This is a genomic window from Agrobacterium sp. CG674, from assembly GCF_053521645.1.
Genome location: NZ_JBNWDZ010000016.1, coordinates 13,226 through 36,096, shown reverse-complemented (window position 1 = coordinate 36,096; position 22,871 = coordinate 13,226). Strand labels below are relative to the sequence as shown.

Annotated in this window: 21 protein-coding genes and 1 tRNA gene; 21 read left to right on the top strand and 1 reads right to left on the bottom strand. The window is 54.9% G+C overall.

The features are described 5' to 3' along the window. The 12 genes from ACQZ51_RS23070 to rpoC form a co-directional block, all read left to right on the top strand. Positions 1–685: EF-Tu C-terminal domain-related protein (locus tag ACQZ51_RS23070; protein WP_448780843.1), on the top strand; the 685-nt coding region annotated here is incomplete at its 5' end. 116 nt (positions 686–801) lie between these two features. Continuing rightward, a complete protein-coding gene (locus tag ACQZ51_RS23065) occupies positions 802–1,470 on the top strand; it encodes a hypothetical protein (protein ID WP_448780841.1) in 669 nt (222 codons plus the stop codon). A 256-nt stretch (positions 1,471–1,726) separates the two neighbouring features. Next, the gene (locus ACQZ51_RS23060) at positions 1,727–2,620 is read left to right on the top strand and encodes an NAD-dependent epimerase/dehydratase family protein (RefSeq protein ID WP_448780839.1); all 894 of its coding nucleotides are present in this window, start codon (positions 1,727–1,729) and stop codon (positions 2,618–2,620) included. Positions 2,621–2,749: 129 nt separating this feature from the next. Beyond that, positions 2,750–2,825: transfer RNA gene (locus tag ACQZ51_RS23055), tRNA-Trp, on the top strand. A 185-nt stretch (positions 2,826–3,010) separates the two neighbouring features. After that, positions 3,011–3,211, top strand: a complete 201-nt coding sequence (gene secE / locus ACQZ51_RS23050) for a preprotein translocase subunit SecE (protein ID WP_448780838.1) — start codon at positions 3,011–3,013, stop codon at positions 3,209–3,211. Between the two features lie 21 nt (positions 3,212–3,232). Then, complete coding sequence (gene nusG / locus ACQZ51_RS23045; protein ID WP_042618545.1) at positions 3,233–3,763, top strand: transcription termination/antitermination protein NusG; 531 nt, start codon at positions 3,233–3,235, stop codon at positions 3,761–3,763. Between the two features lie 214 nt (positions 3,764–3,977). After that, positions 3,978–4,409, top strand: a complete 432-nt coding sequence (rplK, locus tag ACQZ51_RS23040; protein ID WP_042618544.1) for a 50S ribosomal protein L11 — start codon at positions 3,978–3,980, stop codon at positions 4,407–4,409. Between the two features lie 2 nt (positions 4,410–4,411). After that, complete coding sequence (gene rplA / locus ACQZ51_RS23035; protein ID WP_042618543.1) at positions 4,412–5,107, top strand: 50S ribosomal protein L1; 696 nt, start codon at positions 4,412–4,414, stop codon at positions 5,105–5,107. 358 nt (positions 5,108–5,465) lie between these two features. Beyond that, on the top strand, positions 5,466–5,984 hold the full coding sequence (rplJ, locus tag ACQZ51_RS23030; protein ID WP_448780837.1) for a 50S ribosomal protein L10: 519 nt from the start codon (positions 5,466–5,468) through the stop codon (positions 5,982–5,984). Between the two features lie 58 nt (positions 5,985–6,042). Then, a complete protein-coding gene (rplL, locus tag ACQZ51_RS23025) occupies positions 6,043–6,414 on the top strand; it encodes a 50S ribosomal protein L7/L12 (RefSeq protein WP_042618541.1) in 372 nt (123 codons plus the stop codon). 259 nt (positions 6,415–6,673) lie between these two features. Next, complete coding sequence (gene rpoB / locus ACQZ51_RS23020; RefSeq protein ID WP_448780836.1) at positions 6,674–10,813, top strand: DNA-directed RNA polymerase subunit beta; 4,140 nt, start codon at positions 6,674–6,676, stop codon at positions 10,811–10,813. A gap of 173 nt (positions 10,814–10,986) precedes the next feature. Then, positions 10,987–15,195: a DNA-directed RNA polymerase subunit beta' gene (rpoC, locus tag ACQZ51_RS23015; RefSeq protein ID WP_448780834.1), complete on the top strand. Its 4,209-nt coding sequence runs from the start codon at positions 10,987–10,989 to the stop codon at positions 15,193–15,195. 139 nt (positions 15,196–15,334) lie between these two features. Here the strand turns inward: rpoC and ACQZ51_RS23010 are convergent, their stop codons facing one another. Next, positions 15,335–15,628: a hypothetical protein gene (locus ACQZ51_RS23010; protein WP_042618538.1), complete on the bottom strand. Its 294-nt coding sequence runs from the start codon at positions 15,626–15,628 to the stop codon at positions 15,335–15,337. Positions 15,629–16,147: 519 nt separating this feature from the next. Between ACQZ51_RS23010 and rpsL the strand changes: the two genes are divergently transcribed. From rpsL to ACQZ51_RS22965, 9 genes are all read left to right on the top strand, one after another. Continuing rightward, positions 16,148–16,519 carry a 30S ribosomal protein S12 gene (gene rpsL / locus ACQZ51_RS23005; RefSeq protein WP_042618537.1) on the top strand — a complete coding sequence of 124 codons (372 nt, stop codon included), beginning with the start codon at positions 16,148–16,150 and terminating at the stop codon, positions 16,517–16,519. A 77-nt stretch (positions 16,520–16,596) separates the two neighbouring features. Then, positions 16,597–17,067 carry a 30S ribosomal protein S7 gene (rpsG, locus tag ACQZ51_RS23000; protein WP_042618536.1) on the top strand — a complete coding sequence of 157 codons (471 nt, stop codon included), beginning with the start codon at positions 16,597–16,599 and terminating at the stop codon, positions 17,065–17,067. Positions 17,068–17,094: 27 nt separating this feature from the next. Further along, positions 17,095–19,194: an elongation factor G gene (gene fusA, locus ACQZ51_RS22995; protein WP_042618535.1), complete on the top strand. Its 2,100-nt coding sequence runs from the start codon at positions 17,095–17,097 to the stop codon at positions 19,192–19,194. Between the two features lie 66 nt (positions 19,195–19,260). Beyond that, complete coding sequence (gene tuf, locus ACQZ51_RS22990; RefSeq protein WP_448780831.1) at positions 19,261–20,436, top strand: elongation factor Tu; 1,176 nt, start codon at positions 19,261–19,263, stop codon at positions 20,434–20,436. Between the two features lie 64 nt (positions 20,437–20,500). Next, complete coding sequence (locus tag ACQZ51_RS22985; protein WP_448780829.1) at positions 20,501–20,716, top strand: hypothetical protein; 216 nt, start codon at positions 20,501–20,503, stop codon at positions 20,714–20,716. A 79-nt stretch (positions 20,717–20,795) separates the two neighbouring features. Continuing rightward, on the top strand, positions 20,796–21,104 hold the full coding sequence (gene rpsJ / locus ACQZ51_RS22980) for a 30S ribosomal protein S10 (protein WP_003507767.1): 309 nt from the start codon (positions 20,796–20,798) through the stop codon (positions 21,102–21,104). A gap of 170 nt (positions 21,105–21,274) precedes the next feature. Beyond that, positions 21,275–21,916, top strand: a complete 642-nt coding sequence (gene rplC / locus ACQZ51_RS22975; RefSeq protein ID WP_042618533.1) for a 50S ribosomal protein L3 — start codon at positions 21,275–21,277, stop codon at positions 21,914–21,916. Positions 21,917–21,928: 12 nt separating this feature from the next. After that, the gene (rplD, locus tag ACQZ51_RS22970) at positions 21,929–22,549 is read left to right on the top strand and encodes a 50S ribosomal protein L4 (protein ID WP_042618532.1); all 621 of its coding nucleotides are present in this window, start codon (positions 21,929–21,931) and stop codon (positions 22,547–22,549) included. Next, complete coding sequence (locus tag ACQZ51_RS22965) at positions 22,546–22,839, top strand: 50S ribosomal protein L23 (RefSeq protein ID WP_042618531.1); 294 nt, start codon at positions 22,546–22,548, stop codon at positions 22,837–22,839. Before rplD ends, ACQZ51_RS22965 begins: the two co-directional genes overlap by 4 nt. The last annotated feature ends 32 nt before the right edge of the window (positions 22,840–22,871 follow it).

Here is a 22,871-nt window from a genome sequence, read left to right as displayed (position 1 = left end):
AATCGTCAAGGGTTCGGCTCTTGCTGCTCTTGAAGATTCCGACAAGAAGATCGGTGAAGACGCAATCCGCGAGCTGATGGCTCAGGTTGACGCCTACATCCCAACGCCAGAGCGTCCAATCGACCTGCCGTTCCTGATGCCAATCGAAGACGTGTTCTCGATCTCTGGCCGTGGTACGGTTGTTACGGGTCGCGTTGAGCGCGGTATCGTCAAGGTTGGTGAAGAAGTCGAAATCGTCGGCATCCGTGCAACTTCCAAGACGACTGTTACCGGCGTTGAAATGTTCCGCAAGCTGCTCGATCAGGGCCAGGCTGGCGACAACATCGGCGCACTGGTTCGTGGCGTACAGCGCGATGGCGTTGAGCGTGGTCAGATCCTTTGCAAGCCAGGCTCTGTTAAGCCGCACAAGAAGTTCATGGCTGAAGCCTACATCCTGACGAAGGAAGAAGGCGGTCGTCATACACCGTTCTTCACGAACTATCGCCCACAGTTCTACTTCCGTACAACTGACGTGACCGGCATCGTTTCGCTTCCAGAAGGCACGGAAATGGTTATGCCAGGCGACAACGTCACAGTTGAAGTCGAACTGATCGTTCCAATCGCGATGGAAGAAAAGCTGCGCTTCGCTATCCGCGAAGGCGGCCGTACCGTCGGCGCTGGCATTGTTGCTTCGATCGTCGAGTAAATAGTTTTATTTATCTATTGAGCCTCCCTGGAAACAGGGAGGCTTTTTTTATTTTGAAGTGTTAGTGCGAGTAGGTAAGCGATGAGAAGATTACGATTTGGATTGAGAGTAAAAAGATGAAGCGTCTTGTTCTTCAGCATTATACCGGGACCCTGGGAGAGCTTGAGCGTCATTCAATCGAAAATATTCGCTCATTTGCGGTAAGTGAGCGCGCAGAATATCGTTTCCTGCAAGGAAATGTCTTCTCTGAGAACCTGTCTGCTCCTATGCAGAAGCTGGTGCTGTTGGATAAGCAGTTTGACGAATATGACACAGTCGTAATGTTGGACACAGATATGTTTGTGCGTAAAGGTCTCTCTGAAAGTCTTTTCGACCAGCCCGGCATCGGTGTATCTGCAAGATTTCAACGTAGGCTAAAGTGGGCGTTCATTCGCAAAATGACAGGGCTTGTGCATTGGCGGTATCCTTACTGGAATGGTTCGCTATGGAAGCTCGACCGTGAGCACCGACAGTTATTCAGGTCCAAATTGCACCTAGTCGACATGATGAAATATACGAATGGGAGACTGGAAGACGAGGGTGTGATGCATCAACTCGCCCGCCACAGCAGTTTCACGGGTGGAGTGTTGCCGGGCGGTAGCAGATGGGCGATGTCTAGCTGGGAAAACGATATTGAAAACGCGGCGATGATCCATATTCGTCCTCAAATTGTTTTCAAGGGGCCCAAACGACCCAAGATAGATAGTCTGCACGCTCTCGTGGGGCGGGGTCTCATAGAGATTTAGTAATTGGGCAGCGACGTCGCGTGGGTTGGCAAATAGTTCGCCACACTGCGATTGGTACGGGCACGCAAGACTGTCGGAACTCGCTAGTCTTCATCATCGTATCGGTTCAGATGACACTCGTGTTGACATGAAATCTCATCTACCCCTCGCATGCGCATGGAGTTACTGCGAACCGATCAAAGCGCAATGTGTTAGAGACATGGTGGAGCAGGGTATTCAGGCCTTTTAAGGCACCCTATGAAAACTGGAGGATTCCATGGCTAAGCGTATTTTATTCACTGGTGGGTCTGGCAAAGCTGGCAAACACGTTGTGCCTTGGCTAATTGCGAAGGGGTATGAGGTCCATAATATCGACCTTACGCCGCTTGATTGCCCCGGCGTGACGAACCTGACAGTTGATGTCACCGATAGTGGACAAGTGTTCAACGCGCTATCGATGCACCGTGATTTTTCCGATCTTGAGACGGGGCAGGGCGTGAAGCCTTATGACGCGGTGATACATTTTGCTGCGATTCCCCGCATTCTGATCAAGCCGGATAACGAGACCTTCCGCGTTAACACCATGGGCACCTACAACGTCATCGAGGCCGCGGTGAAGCTCGGCGTCAAGAAGATTGTCGTTGCATCGAGCGAGACGACCTACGGCATTTGCTTCGCCGAAGGGCATCGCGACTTTCACCAGTTCCCACTGGATGAAGACTATGATGTTGATCCGATGGATAGCTATGGCTTGTCCAAGGTCGTCAACGAGAAGACCGCAAGGGCATTTGCGGAACGCTACGGCGTCGACATCTACGCACTGCGAATCGGCAATGTCATCGAGCCGCATGAATATGATAAGTTTCCCGGTTTCTTCGCAGATCTGGAGACGCGTAAGCGCAACGCCTGGAATTACATCGATGCGCGGGACCTTGGGCAGATATGCCATCTGTGTGTAGAAAAAGACGGCCTTGGATATCAGGTGTTCAACGCCGCCAATGATACCGCCACGGCCAATGTGCCGACGAAGGAACTTGCCGAGCGCTTTTTCCCCAACGTTCCATGGACTCGCGAGATCGGTGAGAATGAAAGCCTGTATTCCAACCGCAAGACCCGCGACGTGTTGGGGTTCAAGGAAGAGCACAACTGGCGGCAATACGTCGAACTTTGATTGAAATGGCAAACTGATGGGTGGCAACGGGGAAAAAATGAAAAACACCCTTGCCATTCGTTTCGTGGCGTTTTAAAGGAGCGCCATAGCAATTGCCGAAGCGGCTTTCGTTTCTGCAGTTGCTGTTGAAGGGGTATAGCTCAGTTGGTAGAGCGGCGGTCTCCAAAACCGCAGGTCGTAAGTTCGAGCCTTACTGCCCCTGCCATTCCTCATCCGCAAGCGCTGTACATCGCTGCATGGCAGATGAGGTGCCGGTTTACCGGCGAAATTCGCCAAATGTCTTTTTTCTCTTGTTAAAGAGGGAATCGGCGTTTATGTAAGACAAAACAGACACGCGGTGCGTGGGGCCGTTTACTTCGGCTTTACGTGCCGTAATTGCGTGGGCAGTCAATGGCATCCAAAACCAATCCGTTTACGTTTCTGCAGCAGGTTCGCGCCGAAGCGTCGAAGATCACTTGGCCGTCGCGCCGCGAAACGATGATTTCCACGGCTATGGTGCTGGTTATGGTCATCTTCGCGGCACTGTTCTTCTTTGCGGCTGACCAGCTCATCGGCTGGTTGCTCAGTCTCGTGCTGAGCATCGGCCGGTAACGAATTGAGCGGAGAGTAGAGATGGCAGCGCGTTGGTATATCGTTCAGGCATATTCGAACTTCGAAAAGAAGGTCGCTGAGTCGATTGAAGAAAAGGTTCGTCAGAAGGGTCTCGACCATCTGTTCGAGCGCATTCTGGTTCCGACCGAAAAGGTCGTTGAAGTTCGTCGCGGCCGTAAGGTTGATAGCGAGCGTAAGTTTTTTCCAGGTTACGTGCTGGTTCGCGCCAACCTGACGGATGAGGCCTATCACCTCATCAAGAATACACCCAAGGTTACGGGTTTTCTGGGCTCTGATAACAAGCCTGTTCCGATTCCTGATTCTGAAGCCGAGCGTATTCTCGGTCAGGTCCAGGAGGGCGTCGAGCGTCCGAAGTCTTCGGTTTCGTTCGAGATCGGTGAGCAGGTTCGCGTCTCCGACGGTCCATTCGCATCGTTCAACGGTGTTGTTCAGGATGTCGACGAAGAGCGGTCGCGCCTCAAGGTTGAAGTTTCTATCTTCGGCCGCGCGACACCAGTCGAGCTGGAATATGCGCAGGTCGAGAAGGTCTGACAAGAATTCGAGGGGCATATCGCCCTTCAATTAATACATCAGGGATGGCTTGCAAGCGATTGTTTCTGTTTCTGATGTGGTGCGGCAAGTCCGCATAACGCGTGGAAGATCATCTGGCTGTTAGCCGGGGCAGGGATCGCACCACGCAACCGCAGCCGCCGGATTTTCCGGCATCAGAACCGGGAAACCGGTTCATATTGAAAGGCAGAGAGATATGGCTAAGAAAGTTGCAGGCCAGCTCAAGCTTCAGGTCAAGGCAGGATCGGCAAACCCGTCCCCGCCAATCGGCCCGGCGCTTGGTCAGCGTGGCGTTAACATTATGGAATTCTGCAAGGCGTTCAACGCTGCTACGCAGGAAATGGAAAAGGGTATGCCGATTCCGGTCGTCATCACCTATTACCAGGACAAGTCCTTCACCTTCGTCATGAAGCAGCCGCCAATGACCTATTGGCTGAAGAAGGAAGCAAAGATCACATCCGGTTCCAAGACGCCTGGTAAGGGCGCCAAGGTCGGCTCCATCACCAAGGCTCAGGTCAAGACGATCGCAGAAGCCAAGATGAAGGATCTGAACGCAGCCGATATCGAAGGCGCAATGGCGATGGTTGAGGGTTCTGCCCGCGCCATGGGCCTGGAAGTGGTAGGTTGATCATGGCAAAGCTTGCAAAGCGCGTACAGAAGATCCGCGAAGGCGTTGATCCAAAGACACTTTACGTTCTGACCGACGCCATCTCGATGGTTAAGGAACGGGCGATTGCCAAGTTCGACGAAACTGTTGAAGTTTCCATGAACCTCGGCGTTGATCCACGTCACGCAGACCAGATGGTTCGCGGCGTTGTCAACCTTCCAAACGGTACGGGCCGTGACGTTCGCGTTGCCGTGTTCGCACGTGGCGCCAAGGCTGATGAAGCCAAGGCTGCTGGTGCAGACATCGTCGGTGCGGAAGACCTGCTCGAAATCGTTCAGGGCGGCAAGATCGACTTTGACCGCGTTATCGCGACACCTGACATGATGCCGCTCGTCGGTCGTCTTGGTAAGGTTCTCGGCCCACGCGGCATGATGCCAAACCCTAAGGTTGGCACGGTTACGATGGACGTTGCTGGAGCTGTTAAGGCTTCCAAGGGCGGCGCTGTTGAATTCCGCGTCGAAAAGGCCGGTATCGTTCATGCTGGTATTGGCAAGGCCTCGTTCGACGCCAAGGCGCTCGAAGAAAACATCAAGGCTTTCGCTGACGCTGTCATCAAGGCAAAGCCAGCTGGCGCCAAGGGCAACTACGTAAAGCGCGTAGCGATTTCCTCGACCATGGGTCCAGGCGTTCGCATCGAGCCTTCGTCGGTTACAGCCTAATATATTCGCCGCGTCTCTACGGAGGCGCGGCATTCCAGATTTCCGGCTCGCAAGGGTCGGGAATTTCCAGGGCAACCTGGAACTCCTGTCCGAGATTGCAGGTGGCTCATATTCCTCAGGGAATTGACCTTAATCACCTAGCCTGCATGAGACGGGTAAGGCCCGGATTTTCGCATCTGATGATGCTTAATAATCCGGTTCGAACCTGATGTGCCTGTGCCTGAAGCCGTTTGCGGCGACAGAGCGGGGGACAGGATCCTCAAGCGTCGCTTGAGATTTTGGTAACAAAGTCTCTTGAGGCAAAGGCAAACCCGATGGGTTCACAGTTCAATGTGTTCCCATCTACTGGAGACAGACAGTGGAAAGAGCGGAAAAACGCGAATTCGTCACGGAGCTGAATGAAGTCTTCAAGGCTTCTGGTTCAGTTGTCGTGGCCCACTATGCTGGTGTCACAGTTGCGCAGATGAACGATTTTCGTTCGAAAATGCGTGCTGCTGGCGGCACCGTCAAGGTCGCGAAGAACCGCCTGGCCAAGATCGCTCTTCAGGGTACGGAGTCGGAAGGGATGATCGATCTCTTCAAGGGACAGACGCTGATTGCATACAGCACTGACCCTATGATTGCTCCGAAAGTCGTCATGGACTTCGCCAAGACTAACGACAAGGTCGTTGTTCTGGGCGGCGCCATGGGTGCAACCACGCTCACTGCAGAAGCAGTCAAGTCGCTCGCGACCCTGCCTTCGTTGGACGAGCTGCGTGCGAAACTGCTGGGCCTCTTTGCGGCTCCTGCAACGCGCATCGCTACGGTTGTCGCAGCACCAGCAAGCCAGCTTGCTCGCGTGTTCTCGGCTTACTCAAAGAAGGACGAAGCCGCTTAAGGCGGTTTTTCGCTGTAACTATTCAAACCGGTTCGAACCGAATTAAAGGAACTATAACATGGCTGATCTCGCAAAGATCGTTGACGACCTCTCCGCTCTGACAGTTCTGGAAGCTGCTGAGCTTTCCAAGATGCTCGAAGAAAAGTGGGGCGTTTCTGCTGCTGCGCCTGTAGCAGTTGCTGCTGCTGCTGGCCCTGCTGCTGCCGCTGAAGAAGAAAAGACAGAATTCGACGTAATCCTGGTTGACGCTGGTGCAAACAAGATCAACGTCATCAAGGAAGTCCGCGCAATCACAGGTCTCGGCCTGAAGGAAGCTAAGGACCTCGTTGAAGGTGCTCCTAAGGCTGTTAAGGAAGCTGTTTCTAAGGCTGAAGCTGCTGACCTCAAGAAGAAGCTTGAAGACGCTGGCGCCAAGGTTGACGTTAAGTAATCTTGGAATGTTCGGGAGGCGGCGTTCGCGCCGTCTCCTGTTTGCATTTCTACCGAACTTTTTACCCAAAAGCCGCGTGAAAATGGCTTTTGGGTAATGGGTTCTTCAAAAGAATGGTTTCGAACCGCGCGCTACAGGCACTCCGGCCTTATCGTTCGGGACGTGAAACGAGATTGAAGACACTCATTGGATTGACGGGATCGACTGGCCAGCGGTTCCCGTCCGTTGCAGGCCCGGATGCAATTTTAAAGGAGCGACGATGGCTCAGACCCTTTCGTTTAACGGTCGCAGGCGCGTACGCAAGTTTTTCGGCAAAATTCCTGAAGTAGCGGAAATGCCGAACCTCATTGAGGTTCAGAAGGCTTCGTATGACCAGTTTCTCATGGTTGACGAGCCCGAAGGCGGTCGTCCCGACGAGGGATTGAATGCTGTATTCAGATCCGTATTCCCGATCACCGACTTTTCCGGTGCTTCGATGCTCGAATTCGTATCCTATGAATTCGAACAGCCGAAGTTCGACGTGGAAGAGTGCCGTCAGCGCGATCTGACCTACGCAGCGCCGCTCAAGGTGACGCTGCGTCTGATCGTGTTCGATATTGACGAGGATACAGGCGCGAAGTCCATCAAGGACATCAAGGAACAATCCGTTTACATGGGCGACATGCCGCTGATGACCAATAACGGAACGTTCATCGTGAACGGCACGGAGCGCGTCATCGTTTCGCAGATGCACCGTTCGCCAGGCGTTTTCTTCGACCACGACAAGGGCAAGAGCCACTCGTCCGGCAAGCTTCTGTTTGCTGCGCGCGTCATTCCTTACCGTGGTTCGTGGCTCGATATCGAATTCGACGCCAAGGACGTTGTCTACGCACGTATCGACCGTCGCCGTAAGCTGCCTGCAACATCGCTTCTCATGGCGTTGGGCATGGATGGCGAAGAAATTCTTTCGACTTTCTACACAAAGGCAAGCTACGAGCGCGACGGCGATGGCTGGCGTTACCCTTATCAGCCAGACGTGCTGAAGGGTGCCAAGGCAATCACCGAGCTGGTTGATGCCGACACGGGCGAAGTTGTTGTCGAAGCCGGCAAGAAGCTGACACCGCGTTTGATCCGTCAGCTGTCCGACAAGGGCCTGAAGTTCCTGAAGGCAACCGACGAAGAACTTTACGGCAACTTCCTCGCCGAAGACATGGTCAACTACGAGACGGGTGAAATCTATCTCGAAGCCGGCGATGAAATCGATGAGAAGACACTGAAGCTCATTCTTGAGACGGGTTTCGACACGATTCCGATCCTCAACATCGACCACGTCAATGTTGGCGCCTACATCCGCAATACGCTCGCAGCAGACAAGAACGAGAACCGTCAGGAAGCTCTGTTCGACATCTACCGCGTCATGCGTCCGGGTGAGCCGCCAACAATGGATTCGGCCGAAGCCATGTTCAAGTCGCTGTTCTTCGACAGCGAACGTTATGATCTCTCGGCTGTTGGCCGCGTTAAAATGAACATGCGTCTTGATCTGGATGCAGAAGACACCGTGCGCACGCTGCGCAAGGAAGACATTCTGGCTGTGGTCCGGATGCTGGTCGAACTGCGCGACGGCAAGGGCGAAATCGACGATATCGACAACCTCGGCAACCGTCGCGTTCGCTCCGTCGGTGAGTTGATGGAGAACCAGTATCGTCTGGGTCTGCTGCGCATGGAACGTGCGATCAAGGAACGTATGTCCTCGATCGAAATCGACACGGTGATGCCGCAGGATCTGATCAACGCCAAGCCAGCAGCAGCTGCTGTTCGCGAATTCTTCGGCTCCTCGCAGCTGTCGCAGTTCATGGACCAGGTGAACCCGCTTTCGGAAATCACCCACAAGCGCCGTCTTTCGGCTCTTGGACCTGGTGGTCTGACCCGCGAGCGCGCAGGCTTCGAAGTCCGCGACGTTCACCCAACCCACTACGGCCGTATTTGCCCGATTGAAACGCCTGAAGGCCCGAACATCGGTCTGATCAACTCGCTTGCAACCTTTGCCCGCGTCAACAAGTACGGCTTCATCGAAAGCCCGTACCGCAAGATCATCGACGGCAAGGTGACCAAGGAAGTTATTTACCTCTCCGCTATGGAAGAGGCGAAATACTACGTTGCACAGGCCAATGCCGGGTTGGATAGCGAAGGCGCGTTCACGGAAGAGTTCGTTGTTTGCCGTCACTCCGGCGAAGTTATGCTTGCTCCACGTGACAACATCAACCTGATGGACGTTTCGCCAAAGCAGCTGGTTTCTGTTGCTGCGGCTCTCATCCCGTTCCTGGAAAACGACGACGCCAACCGCGCTCTCATGGGCTCGAACATGCAGCGCCAGGCCGTTCCACTTCTGCGTGCCGAGGCTCCGTTCGTCGGAACCGGCATGGAGCCGATCGTTGCGCGTGACTCCGGTGCTGCTATTGCCGCACGTCGTGGTGGCGTGGTCGATCAGGTCGATGCGACCCGTATCGTTATCCGTGCGACGGAAGATCTTGATGCCGGCAAGTCCGGTGTTGATATCTATCGTCTCCAGAAGTTCCAGCGTTCCAACCAGAACACCTGCGTCAACCAGCGTCCGCTGGTCGCCGTCGGCGATATTCTGAACAAGGGCGACATCATCGCGGACGGTCCTTCGACCGACCTCGGCGACCTGGCACTTGGCCGTAACGCGCTCGTCGCGTTCATGCCTTGGAATGGTTACAACTACGAAGACTCCATCCTGATGTCTGAGCGCATCGTCTCTGACGACGTGTTCACGTCCATTCACATCGAAGAATTCGAAGTGATGGCGCGCGACACCAAGCTTGGTCCTGAAGAAATCACGCGTGATATTCCGAACGTCTCGGAAGAAGCGCTGAAGAACCTCGACGAAGCCGGCATCGTATACATCGGCGCTGAAGTTCAGCCTGGCGATATCCTCGTCGGCAAGATCACGCCAAAGGGTGAAAGCCCGATGACGCCGGAAGAAAAGCTTCTTCGTGCTATCTTCGGTGAAAAGGCTTCCGACGTTCGCGACACCTCCATGCGCATGCCTCCTGGCACGTTTGGTACTGTCGTTGAAGTTCGCGTGTTCAACCGTCACGGCGTCGAAAAAGACGAGCGTGCGATGGCTATCGAGCGCGAGGAAATCGAACGTCTTGCCAAGGACCGTGATGACGAACAGGCTATCCTGGATCGTAACGTCTACGGCCGTCTGATCGAGATGCTGCGCGGACAGGTATCCATTGCCGGTCCAAAGGGCTTCAAGAAGGGCGTCGAGCTTTCGAACGCTGTCGTATCCGAATATCCGCGCTCGCAGTGGTGGATGTTTGCTGTCGAAGACGAGAAGGCTCAGTCCGAGCTGGAAGCGCTTCGCGGTCAGTACGACGAGTCCAAGTCGCGTCTTGAACAGCGCTTCATGGATAAGGTCGAGAAGGTTCAGCGCGGCGATGAAATGCCTCCGGGCGTCATGAAGATGGTCAAGGTCTTCGTTGCTGTGAAGCGCAAGATCCAGCCAGGCGACAAGATGGCTGGCCGTCACGGTAACAAGGGCGTTGTCTCGCGTATCGTGCCTGTGGAAGATATGCCGTTCCTGGAAGACGGCACGCATGTCGACATCTGCTTGAACCCGCTGGGCGTGCCATCGCGCATGAACGTCGGTCAGATTCTCGAAACGCACCTCGCATGGGCTTGCGCCGGTATGGGCAAGAAGATCGGGGCGATGCTGGACGAGTATCACAAGTCGCTTGATATCACTGAACTGAAGCGCGAGCTGACGGAAGTGTATGCCAGTGAGGCCAAGGACGAAGTCGCTCACTTTGACGACGAGTCCCTGTTGCGTCTCGCCGAGCAGTCCAGGAAGGGCGTTTCGATTGCAACGCCAGTCTTCGACGGCGCGCATGAGCCTGACGTTGCTGAAATGCTGACGAGAGCCGGTCTTCACGACTCGGGTCAGTCTGTTCTGTACGATGGTCGTACCGGTGAAACCTTCGACCGTAAGGTGACCGTCGGTTACATGTACATGATCAAGCTGAACCACCTTGTTGACGACAAGATCCACGCTCGCTCGATCGGTCCTTACTCGCTCGTTACCCAGCAGCCGCTGGGCGGCAAGGCGCAGTTCGGCGGTCAGCGCTTCGGGGAAATGGAAGTCTGGGCTCTGGAAGCTTACGGCGCGGCCTACACGCTGCAGGAAATGCTCACCGTCAAGTCTGACGACGTGGCGGGCCGCACCAAGGTTTACGAAGCGATCGTCCGTGGTGACGATACCTTCGAAGCTGGTATTCCTGAAAGCTTCAACGTGCTCGTCAAGGAAATGCGCTCGCTGGGTCTCAGCGTCGAACTCGAAAATTCGAAGCTCGACGAAGCCAATGCAGCGAACCAACTGCCTGACGCGGCGGAATAAAAATAAAAGGGCAGGCACCTCAAAGGGTGCCTGCCTGTTTCGCCCGAAGGTTACGGCCTGACGGTAGAAACTTCCGCCGCAATTTGCGGTTAATCGTGTTTTAGGCATTGGCCGGTGTTGCGGACTCACCGTGCCAGATGCAAGCAAGGGGCCAAACCCCTAAGGAGACAGGCATGAACCAAGAGGTCATGAACCTTTTCAACCCGTCGGTACCGGCGCAGCACTTCGATTCCATCCGGATTTCGATTGCGAGCCCGGAAAAGATTCTTTCGTGGTCCTATGGCGAGATCAAAAAGCCAGAGACCATCAACTATCGTACGTTCAAGCCTGAACGCGATGGTTTGTTCTGCGCGCGTATTTTCGGACCGATCAAGGACTATGAGTGCTTGTGCGGCAAGTACAAGCGTATGAAGTACAAGGGCATCATCTGCGAAAAGTGCGGCGTGGAAGTTACGCTGTCGCGCGTTCGCCGTGAGCGCATGGGCCATATCGAGCTCGCAGCACCTGTTGCGCACATCTGGTTCCTGAAGTCTCTTCCTTCGCGCATCTCGACATTGCTCGACATGACGCTGAAAGATGTTGAGCGCGTTCTGTATTTCGAAAACTACATCGTGACCGAGCCTGGCCTCACTTCGATGAAGCAGAACCAGCTTCTGAACGAAGAAGAATACATGATCGCCGTCGACGAGTTCGGCGAAGACCAGTTCACCGCCATGATTGGTGCTGAAGCCATCTATGAGATGCTGGCTTCTATGAACCTCGAAAAGATTGCTGGCGACCTGCGCACCGAGCTTGCAGAGACCACGTCTGAGCTCAAGCAGAAGAAATACATGAAGCGTCTCAAGATCGTTGAGAACTTCATGGAATCTGGCAATCGTCCCGAGTGGATGATCATGAAGGTTGTTCCAGTCATTCCACCGGACCTGCGTCCGCTGGTTCCGCTGGATGGTGGCCGTTTCGCGACGTCCGACCTGAACGATCTCTATCGCCGCGTTATCAACCGTAACAACCGCCTGAAGCGCCTGATCGAGCTTCGCGCGCCTGGCATCATTATTCGCAACGAAAAGCGCATGTTGCAGGAATCCGTCGATGCGCTGTTTGATAACGGCCGCCGCGGTCGCGTCATCACGGGTGCCAACAAGCGTCCGCTGAAGTCGCTGTCCGACATGCTCAAGGGCAAGCAGGGCCGCTTCCGTCAGAACCTTCTCGGTAAGCGCGTCGACTATTCCGGTCGTTCGGTTATCGTGACTGGTCCTGAGCTGAAGCTGCACCAGTGCGGTCTTCCAAAGAAGATGGCTCTCGAGCTGTTCAAGCCGTTCATCTATGCTCGCCTTGATGCAAAGGGTTACTCCTCCACCGTCAAGCAGGCCAAGAAGCTGGTTGAAAAAGAAAAGCCGGAAGTTTGGGATATCCTCGACGAGGTCATCCGCGAGCACCCGGTTCTCTTGAACCGCGCGCCGACGCTGCACCGTCTTGGCATCCAGGCGTTCGAACCCATGCTGGTTGAAGGCAAGGCTATCCAGTTGCACCCGCTCGTCTGCACGGCCTTCAACGCCGACTTCGACGGTGACCAGATGGCTGTCCACGTTCCGCTGTCGCTTGAAGCGCAGTTGGAAGCACGCGTGTTGATGATGTCCACAAACAACATCCTGCACCCTGCAAACGGCCAGCCGATCATCGTTCCTTCGCAGGACATGGTTCTCGGTCTTTACTACCTCTCGATCATGAACCAGAACGAGCCAGGCGAAGGCATGGCCTTCTCTGATCTGGGCGAATTGCACCACGCTTTGGAAAACAAGGTCGTGACGCTGCATGCAAAGATCCGTGGTCGCTTCAAGACTGTCGATGCCGAAGGCAAGCCGGTTTCGAAGATCCACGAAACCACACCTGGCCGTATGCTCATTGGCGAACTGCTGCCAAAGAACGTGAATGTGCCTTTCGAAACCTGCAACCAGGAAATGACCAAGAAGAACATCTCCAAGATGATCGACACGGTCTACCGTCACTGCGGTCAGAAAGACACGGTCATCTTCTGCGACCGCATCATGCAGCTCGGCTTTACCCATGCTTGCCGCGCCGGCATTTCGTTCGGCAAGGACGACATGATCATTCCTGAAACCAAGGTGAAGATCGTTGGCGACACGGAAACTTTGGTCAAGGAATACGAACAGCAGTACAATGACGGCCTGATCACTCAGGGCGAAAAGTACAACAAGGTCGTTGATGCCTGGGGTAAGGCAACTGAAAAGGTCGCGGAAGACATGATGGCCCGTATTAAGGCTGTCGAGTTCGATCCCGAGACCGGTCGTCAGAAGCCGATGAACGCCATTTACATGATGTCCCACTCCGGTGCGCGTGGTTCTCCGAACCAGATGCGTCAGCTGGGTGGTATGCGCGGCCTCATGGCCAAGCCATCGGGCGAAATCATCGAAACACCGATCATCTCCAACTTTAAGGAAGGTCTGACCGTTAACGAGTACTTCAACTCGACTCACGGTGCCCGTAAGGGTCTTGCAGACACGGCCTTGAAGACGGCGAACTCCGGTTACCTCACACGTCGTCTCGTTGACGTGGCGCAGGACTGCATCGTCAACTCCACGGATTGCGGCACCGACAAGGGCCTCACCATGACTGCCATCGTTGATGCCGGTCAGGTCGTTGCTTCGCTCGGCGCGCGTATCCTTGGTCGTACGGCTCTTGATGATATCGACAATCCGGTCACAGGCGAAAACATCGTCAAGGCTGGCAAGTTGATGGATGAAGCCGATATCGCGACGATCGAAGCGTCTGGTATCCAGTCGGTTCGTATCCGCTCTGCTCTGACCTGCGAGATTCAGGTTGGTGTTTGCGGCGTCTGCTACGGTCGTGACCTTGCACGTGGTACGCCAGTTAACATGGGCGAAGCGGTTGGCGTTATCGCCGCTCAGTCCATCGGTGAACCAGGTACACAGCTGACCATGCGTACGTTCCACCTTGGTGGTACGGCTAACGTGGTCGACCAATCGTTCCTGGAAGCGTCTTACGAAGGTACGATCCAGATCAAGAACCGCAACAGCTTGCGCAACTCTGACAACATTCTCATCGCGATGGGCCGTAACATGTCCGTCACCATTCTTGATGAGCGTGGCGTCGAGCGTTCCTCGCAGCGCGTGGCCTACGGCTCCAAGCTGTTCGTGGATGATGGCGACAAGGTGAAGCGCGGTCAGCGTCTGGCAGAGTGGGACCCTTACACACGTCCAATGATGACGGAAGTGGAAGGTACTGTTCACTTCGAAGATCTGGTCGACGGTCTTTCCGTTCTGGAAGCAACCGACGAATCCACCGGTATCACCAAGCGTCAGGTTATTGACTGGCGTTCGACACCGCGCGGTTCGGATCTCAAGCCTGCGATCGTCATCAAGGACGCATCCGGCAATGTTGCAAAGCTTGCACGTGGTAGCGAAGCCCGCTTCCACCTGTCGGTTGATGCCATTCTGTCGGTTGAGCCTGGCTTGAAGGTCTTCCAGGGTGACGTGCTTGCACGTTCGCCACTGGAAAGCGCCAAGACGAAGGATATCACCGGTGGTCTGCCGCGTGTTGCCGAACTCTTCGAAGCGCGTCGTCCAAAGGATCACGCTATCATCGCCGAAATCGATGGTACGATCCGCCTGGGCCGCGACTACAAGAACAAGCGCCGCGTTCAGATCGAGCCTGCGGAAGATGGTGTCGAGCCAGTCGAATACCTGATCCCGAAGAGCAAGCCGTTCCACCTTCAGGAAGGCGACTACATCGAGAAGGGCGAATACATTCTCGATGGCAACCCCGCACCGCACGACATCCTGGCGATCAAGGGCGTGGAGGCTCTGGCTTCCTACCTCGTGAACGAAATTCAGGAAGTCTATCGCTTGCAGGGCGTTGTCATCAACGACAAGCACATCGAAGTGATCGTGCGTCAGATGCTGCAGAAGGTGGAAATCACCGATGCAGGTGACTCGCAATACATCGTTGGCGACAGCGTTGATCGCATCGAGATGGAGGACAACAACGATCGTCTGATCGAAGAAGGCAAGAAGCCATCTTACGGCGACCCGGTTCTCCTGGGTATCACCAAGGCTTCGCTGCAGACACCTTCGTTCATCTCGGCTGCTTCGTTCCAGGAAACCACAAAGGTTCTCACGGAAGCTGCAATCGCCGGCAAGACCGACACGTTGCAGGGTCTGAAGGAAAACGTCATCGTCGGCCGTCTGATCCCAGCCGGTACCGGTGGCACCATGACCCAGATCCGCCGCATCGCGACGGGCCGCGACGAGCTTATCATCGAAGAGCGCAAGAAGAGCACCGGCTCTGCTTCCGCAAACCAGATGCTGCAAGACATGACAGACAAGGCTCCGGCTGCCGAATAACGGCAGTCAGGGCAGGGGCCTCGGAAGGGGCCCCGTCTGGTACAAACAGAAACGCCCGGAGTGATCCGGGCGTTTTTTATTGCGGGAGTGTTCAGTGGGGCTGTGTGAGGGGTCAGTGAGCCCGGAGGGCTCGAATGCCTCAGGCGAAGCGTATGATCGCGACTTCACCCTCAAGTGCACCCTGGTAGGCGGAGGCGTGTGGCTCTTCGTCAGGGACTTCCGTCAGCATGCCGATCTGGTCAAGATCAGCCTCAAGGAAGCCTTCCTCTGAGAGCGCGTTGAGAGCCTCGCGTACAGCGCTGTCATCGTCTGGTGCGCGCAGGATGATATGAATGTCGATGCCTTCCTGGCCTTCACGCTCATAGGCCTTGCCGATGACGATAAAGACCATGGCATCGTCGCGTCCGTTGTCGTTATCTGGTTCCGTAATCATGACGCGATCCCTTTTCTGGCTGTGATACGTGGAGATGGCAGACGAGGCCGGACATCAAGACCGGCCTTCAGCATCTTCAGGGAATCAATAGACGGATTTTGTGAAAAGCCAAAGGCCGGATTGGGAAAAGCGTGCACGGGGAGTGGCTTTATGTTAAAAGGTCTCCGAAAGGCTACGTCATACGGTGTCACCAAGGCCCGCAAAGGCACTAAATGCGGATTCACCCTTGACGAAACTGGGTTAAAACAGTAGTACGCCCGCCATCGGAGCCAATGTGAGGCATGGCCATCTGGAGCGACTCGCTCTGGAGTTCACCTCAAACAAGGGTCCCAAAACACGTACGAGACACGAATGTTGCACGCAAGACGTCTCAGGACGTCCTATGCTCTTGGTGGTCCCATCCGTGGAAACCGGATCGGGCCACAATTTGCGCATGACGATATGCGTGCGTCGTTGCCGGAGACGGTATAGCCGCCACCCGCGAGGGTGGCTAAAGTAGTTTTTACAAGGGATGGTTATATGCCTACCGTAAACCAGCTGATCCGCAAGCCACGCCAGGCACAGGTAAAGCGCAATAAGGTTCCTGCGCTGCAGGAAAACCCACAGAAGCGCGGCGTTTGCACACGCGTTTATACAACAACCCCTAAGAAGCCTAACTCGGCTCTTCGTAAGGTTGCCAAGATCCGCCTCACCAACGGCTTTGAAGTCATCGGCTACATTCCAGGCGAAGGTCATAACCTTCAGGAACACTCCGTTGTCATGATCCGTGGCGGCCGCGTAAAGGACTTGCCGGGCGTTCGTTACCACGTCATCCGTGGTGTTCTCGATACCCAGGGCGTCAAGAACCGCAAGCAGCGTCGTTCGAAGTACGGTGCGAAGCGTCCGAAGTAATTCGGTTTAACAAATTCCGGCGCTGCGCGAGGTTCTCCGCGTGGTAAAGCGTCATTCAAAGTTGAGAGACAAGTAGTATGTCCCGTCGCCATAGTGCAGAAAAGCGTGAGATCAACCCGGACCCGAAGTTCGGCGATCTGATCGTTACCAAATTCATGAATGCCATCATGCTTCACGGCAAGAAGTCGGTTGCAGAAAGCATCGTTTACGGCGCGTTCGACGTCGTTCAGGGCAAGGCAAAGGCAGAGCCACTCGGCATCTTCCATTCGGCCCTCGAAAACGTCGCGCCACACGTTGAAGTGCGTTCGCGTCGCGTTGGTGGTGCAACCTACCAGGTTCCAGTCGATGTTCGCCCAGAGCGCCGTCAGGCACTCGCGATCCGTTGGCTGATCGCTGCTGCGCGCAAGCGCAACGAAACAACCATGGTTGATCGCCTGTCTGGCGAACTCATGGATGCTGCGAACAACCGTGGTTCCGCTGTCAAGAAGCGCGAAGACACGCACAAGATGGCAGACGCCAACCGCGCATTCTCGCATTACCGCTGGTAATCTAACCGATCCGAAAGGCAGTCCGTTATGGCTCGCGAATATAAAATCGAAGACTACCGCAATTTCGGTATCATGGCGCACATCGACGCCGGTAAGACGACAACAACCGAGCGTATTCTTTACTACACCGGTAAGTCGCACAAGATCGGCGAAGTTCATGATGGCGCAGCCACAATGGACTGGATGGAGCAGGAGCAGGAGCGTGGTATCACCATCACGTCTGCTGCTACGACGACCTTCTGGAAGGGTCGCGATGGCAAGATGCGCCGCTTCAACATCATCGACACCCCCGGCCACGTTGACTTCACGATTGAAGTTGAACGTTCGCTGCGTGTTCTCGATGGTGCTATTGCGCTTCTCGACGCCAACGCCGGTGTAGAGCCGCAGACAGAAACTGTCTGGCGTCAGGCTGAGAAGTACAACGTTCCGCGTATGATCTTCTGCAACAAGATGGACAAGACCGGTGCTGACTTCTACCGCTCGGTAGAAATGATCAAGACCCGTCTCGGCGCTATCGCAGTTGTCATGCAGCTCCCAATCGGTGCAGAAACCGAATTCAAGGGCGTGATCGACCTTATCGAGATGAACGCTCTTATCTGGCGCGACGAATCGCTCGGCGCTCAGTGGGACGTCGTTGAGATTCCGGAAGACATGAAGGAAAAGGCTGCTGAATATCGTGAAAAGATGATCGAACAGGTCGTCGATATCGATGAAGAAGCAATGGAAGCCTACCTGAACGGCGACTTGCCAGACAACGACAAGATCCGTGAGCTTGTTCGTCGTGGCACCATCGACGTGAAGTTCCACCCAATGTTCTGCGGTACTGCGTTCAAGAACAAGGGCGTTCAGCCACTTCTCGACGCCGTTTGCGATTACCTGCCTTCGCCGCTGGATATTCCTGCGATCAAGGGCATCGACTTCAAGACCGAAGCCGAGATCGAACGTCACCCAGACGACTCTGAGCCGCTTTCCATGCTCGCGTTCAAGATCATGAACGACCCATTCGTTGGTTCGCTCACCTTCGCACGTATCTACTCGGGCAAGCTCGAAAAGGGCACATCTGTTATCAACACGGTCAAGGACAAGCGCGAGCGCGTCGGCCGTATGCTTCAGATGCACTCCAACAGCCGTGAAGACATCGAAGAAGCCTTTGCTGGTGACATCGTTGCTCTGGCTGGTCTTAAGGAAACAACGACAGGCGATACGCTTTGCGATCCTCTGAAGCCTGTTATTCTTGAGCGTATGGAATTCCCTGAGCCTGTTATCCAGATCGCGATTGAACCAAAGACCAAGGGCGACCAGGAAAAGATGGGCCTCGCGCTCAACCGCCTGGCTGCTGAAGATCCATCGTTCCGCGTCAAGACGGATGAAGAGTCTGGTCAGACGATCATCGCCGGCATGGGCGAACTTCACCTCGACATTCTCGTTGACCGTATGCGTCGCGAGTTCAAGGTTGAAGCTACCGTTGGTGCTCCTCAGGTTGCTTACCGTGAAACGATCACGCGGCAGCACGAAGAAGACTACACGCACAAGAAGCAGTCCGGTGGTACCGGTCAGTTCGCGCGCGTCAAGATCATCTTCGAACCGAACCCAGAAGGCGAAGACTTCAAGTTCGAGTCCAAGATCGTTGGTGGTGCGGTTCCAAAGGAATACATCCCAGGCGTTCAGAAGGGTATCGAAAGCGTTCTCTCTTCCGGTCCTCTCGCTGGCTTCCCGATGCTGGGCGTTAAGGCAACCTTGATCGACGGCGCATACCACGACGTTGACTCCTCGGTTCTGGCGTTCGAAATCGCATCGCGTGCCTGCTTCCGTGAAGCAGCGAAGAAGGCTGGTGCACAGCTTCTCGAGCCGATGATGAAGGTCGAAGTTGTGACTCCTGAAGATTACGTCGGTGACGTGATCGGCGATCTGAACTCGCGTCGCGGTCAGATCCAGGGTCAGGAAAGCCGTGGTATTGCCGTTGTTATCAACGCGCATGTTCCATTGGCCAACATGTTCAAGTACGTCGACAACTTGCGCTCCATGTCCCAGGGCCGCGCGCAGTATTCGATGACCTTCGATCACTATTCGCCGGTTCCAAGCAACGTTGCTCAGGAAATCCAGGCAAAGTATTCCGGTCAGAAGTGACCGGGGTACGCCCCTAACGAAATTTAGAGTTTATTCCCTTTATGGGACAGGAATGGAGAGCCACGAATGGCAAAGAGCAAGTTTGAGCGCAACAAGCCGCACGTCAACATTGGCACGATTGGTCACGTTGACCACGGCAAGACGTCGTTGACTGCTGCGATCACGAAGTACTTCGGCGAATACAAGGCGTACGACCAGATCGACGCAGCGCCGGAAGAAAAGGCCCGCGGTATCACGATTTCGACGGCTCACGTTGAATATGAAACACCTGCTCGTCACTACGCGCACGTTGATTGCCCCGGCCACGCCGACTACGTCAAGAACATGATCACCGGTGCTGCCCAGATGGACGGCGCGATCCTGGTCTGCTCTGCAGCTGACGGCCCAATGCCACAGACCCGCGAGCACATCCTGCTTGCTCGTCAGGTTGGCGTTCCTGCTATCGTTGTGTTCCTCAACAAGGTTGACCAGGTTGACGACGCAGAACTGCTGGAACTGGTAGAACTGGAAGTTCGCGAACTTCTGTCGTCCTACGACTTCCCAGGCGACGATATTCCAATCGTCAAGGGTTCGGCTCTTGCTGCTCTTGAAGATTCCGACAAGAAGATCGGTGAAGACGCAATCCGCGAGCTGATGGCTCAGGTTGACGCCTACATACCAACGCCAGAGCGTCCAATCGACCTGCCGTTCCTGATGCCAATCGAAGACGTGTTCTCGATCTCTGGCCGTGGTACGGTTGTTACGGGTCGCGTTGAGCGCGGTATCGTCAAGGTTGGTGAAGAAGTCGAAATCGTCGGCATCCGGGCCACATCCAAGACGACTGTTACCGGCGTTGAAATGTTCCGCAAGCTGCTCGATCAGGGCCAGGCTGGCGACAACATCGGTGCACTGGTTCGTGGCGTACAGCGCGATGGCGTTGAGCGTGGTCAGATCCTTTGCAAGCCAGGCTCTGTTAAGCCGCACAAGAAGTTCATGGCTGAAGCCTACATCCTGACGAAGGAAGAAGGCGGTCGTCATACACCGTTCTTCACGAACTATCGCCCACAGTTCTACTTCCGTACAACTGACGTGACCGGTATCGTTTCGCTTCCAGAAGGCACGGAAATGGTTATGCCAGGCGACAACGTCACTGTTGAAGTCGAACTGATCGTTCCAATCGCGATGGAAGAAAAGCTGCGCTTCGCTATCCGCGAAGGCGGCCGTACCGTCGGCGCTGGCATCGTTGCTTCGATCGTCGAGTAAATAATGCTGTGGGTGTGTTACACACCCTAGCGATGACGTCGGAGCATTATCCGGCGACGTAATAGTGGACGATGGCGGTGTTAAAAGCACCGCCATCGGACGTTTTATAAAAAGCGTCATGGCGTTGCATTTTTATGGCTTGAAAATTCCCGTGAAAGCGCGTAAACGCGCACTCACACTCACCAGTTGGATTCGCGCTGAATTGCGGAGCCTGGTGATTTCAAAATTACAGACTACCGAAATGATTGGGATGCCAATTTGCATTCCTCTTGATTTTTGAAAATCTGCGGCGCCACGATCAACAGGTTCATGTATTTCCGCGTGCGGAAATCCAAAGACAAAGAACAAGGACAAGACGTATGAACGGCCAGAATATCCGTATCCGCCTCAAGGCGTTTGATCACCGGATCCTCGATGCCTCCACCCGTGAAATCGTGTCGACCGCCAAGCGCACCGGCGCAAGCGTTCGCGGCCCGGTTCCACTTCCTACACGCATCGAAAAGTTTACCGTCAACCGCTCTCCTCACGTTGACAAGAAGAGCCGTGAGCAGTTCGAAATGCGGACGCACAAGCGCCTTCTCGATATCGTAGACCCGACACCACAGACCGTTGATGCTTTGATGAAGCTCGACCTGGCTGCTGGCGTTGATGTCGAAATCAAGCTCTAAGACCTCGGCCTGACCTTGCGAAAGTAAGGGCCGATATAACAAGGAAGGTACGTGGAGCAATCCAACGTCTTCCAATCCGGAGACCGGAAACGTCGTGAGATGTCGAAGGGAACTCCTTAACAAAGGCCACAGAGGGTTCTCCCTTCAAGGCTCGCAAGAGGATTGAACCAATGCGTTCAGGTGTGATTGCACAGAAAGTGGGTATGACCCGGGTCTACAACGACGCCGGCGAGCATATCCCAGTAACGGTACTGCGTTTGGATAACGTACAAGTTGTTTCCCAGCGCACAGAAGACAAGAATGGCTACACCGCAGTTCAGCTCGGTGCAGGCCAGTCCAAGGTCAAGAATACGACAAAGGCACTCCGCGGTCACTTTGCCGCTGCCAGCGTCGAGCCGAAGGCAAAGCTCGTTGAGTTTCGGGTTTCTCCCGAAAACCTCATCGACGTCGGTGCAACACTGACCGCAGATCATTTCCAGACAGGCCAGCTGGTAGACGTTACCGGCACGACAATCGGTAAGGGCTTCGCGGGTTCCATGAAGCGTCACAACTTCGGTGGTGGTCGCGCTTCTCACGGTAACTCCGTTTCTCACCGTGCTCACGGTTCTACTGGTTCGAACCAGGATCCAGGCAAGGTCTGGAAGGGCAAGCGCATGGCTGGTCACATGGGCAGCACACGCGTTACCACCCAGAATCTGGAAGTGGTTTCGACCGATGAGGGTCGCGGTTTGATCCTCGTTAAGGGCGCCGTTCCCGGTTCCAAGGGTTCCTGGATCATCGTCCGCGACGCCGTTAAGTCGGCAGCGAAGTAAGGGAGCCTCATCATGGAATTGAACGTCAAAACCCTCGAGGGAAAAGACGCCGGCACGGTATCCCTGTCGGACGAAATTTTCGGCCTCGACCCACGCCAGGATATCCTGGCACGCATGGTTCGTTACCAGCTCGCCAAGAAGCAGCAGGGAACGCACAAGACCAAGACCCGCGCAGAAGTTTCCCGCACGGGTGCCAAGATGTACAAGCAGAAGGGTACGGGCCGCGCTCGTCACCACTCAGCTCGTGCACCGCAGTTCCGCGGCGGCGGCAAGGCCCACGGCCCAGTCGTTCGTAGCCATGCTCATGACCTTCCAAAGAAGGTTCGTGCGCTTGCACTGCGTCACGCCTTGTCTGCAAAGCTGAAGTCCGAAGAACTGATCATCGTTGATCAGCTCGTTGCGTCTGACGCAAAGACAAAGGGTCTCCTTGGCCACTTTGCTACGCTTGGCCTTACAAACGCTCTCGTTATCGGTGGCGCAGAACTTGATGGCAACTTCAAGCTCGCAGCTCAGAACATCCCTAACGTGGACGTTCTGCCGATTCAGGGCATCAATGTTTACGACATTCTGCGCCGCGGCAAGCTCGTGCTGTCCAAGGCTGCAGTTGAAGCCCTTGAGGAGCGGTTCAAATGACGGATCTTCGCCACTACGATGTGATCGTATCTCCTTCGATCACGGAAAAGTCGACGCTGGTCTCTGAACAGAACCAGGTCGTATTCAACGTCGCCAAAGATGCTTCTAAGCCTGAAATCAAGGCTGCAGTTGAAGCACTCTTCGGAGTCAAGGTCACGGCAGTGAACACGCTTATCCGCAAGGGTAAGACTCGTCGTTTCCGTGGATTCGCCGGTAAGCGTAAGGATGTCAAAAAAGCCATCATCACGCTCGCCGAAGGTCAATCCATCGACGTGTCCACCGGACTCTAAAAGGTTAGGCCCAAGCGGGCAAAGACCCAAAA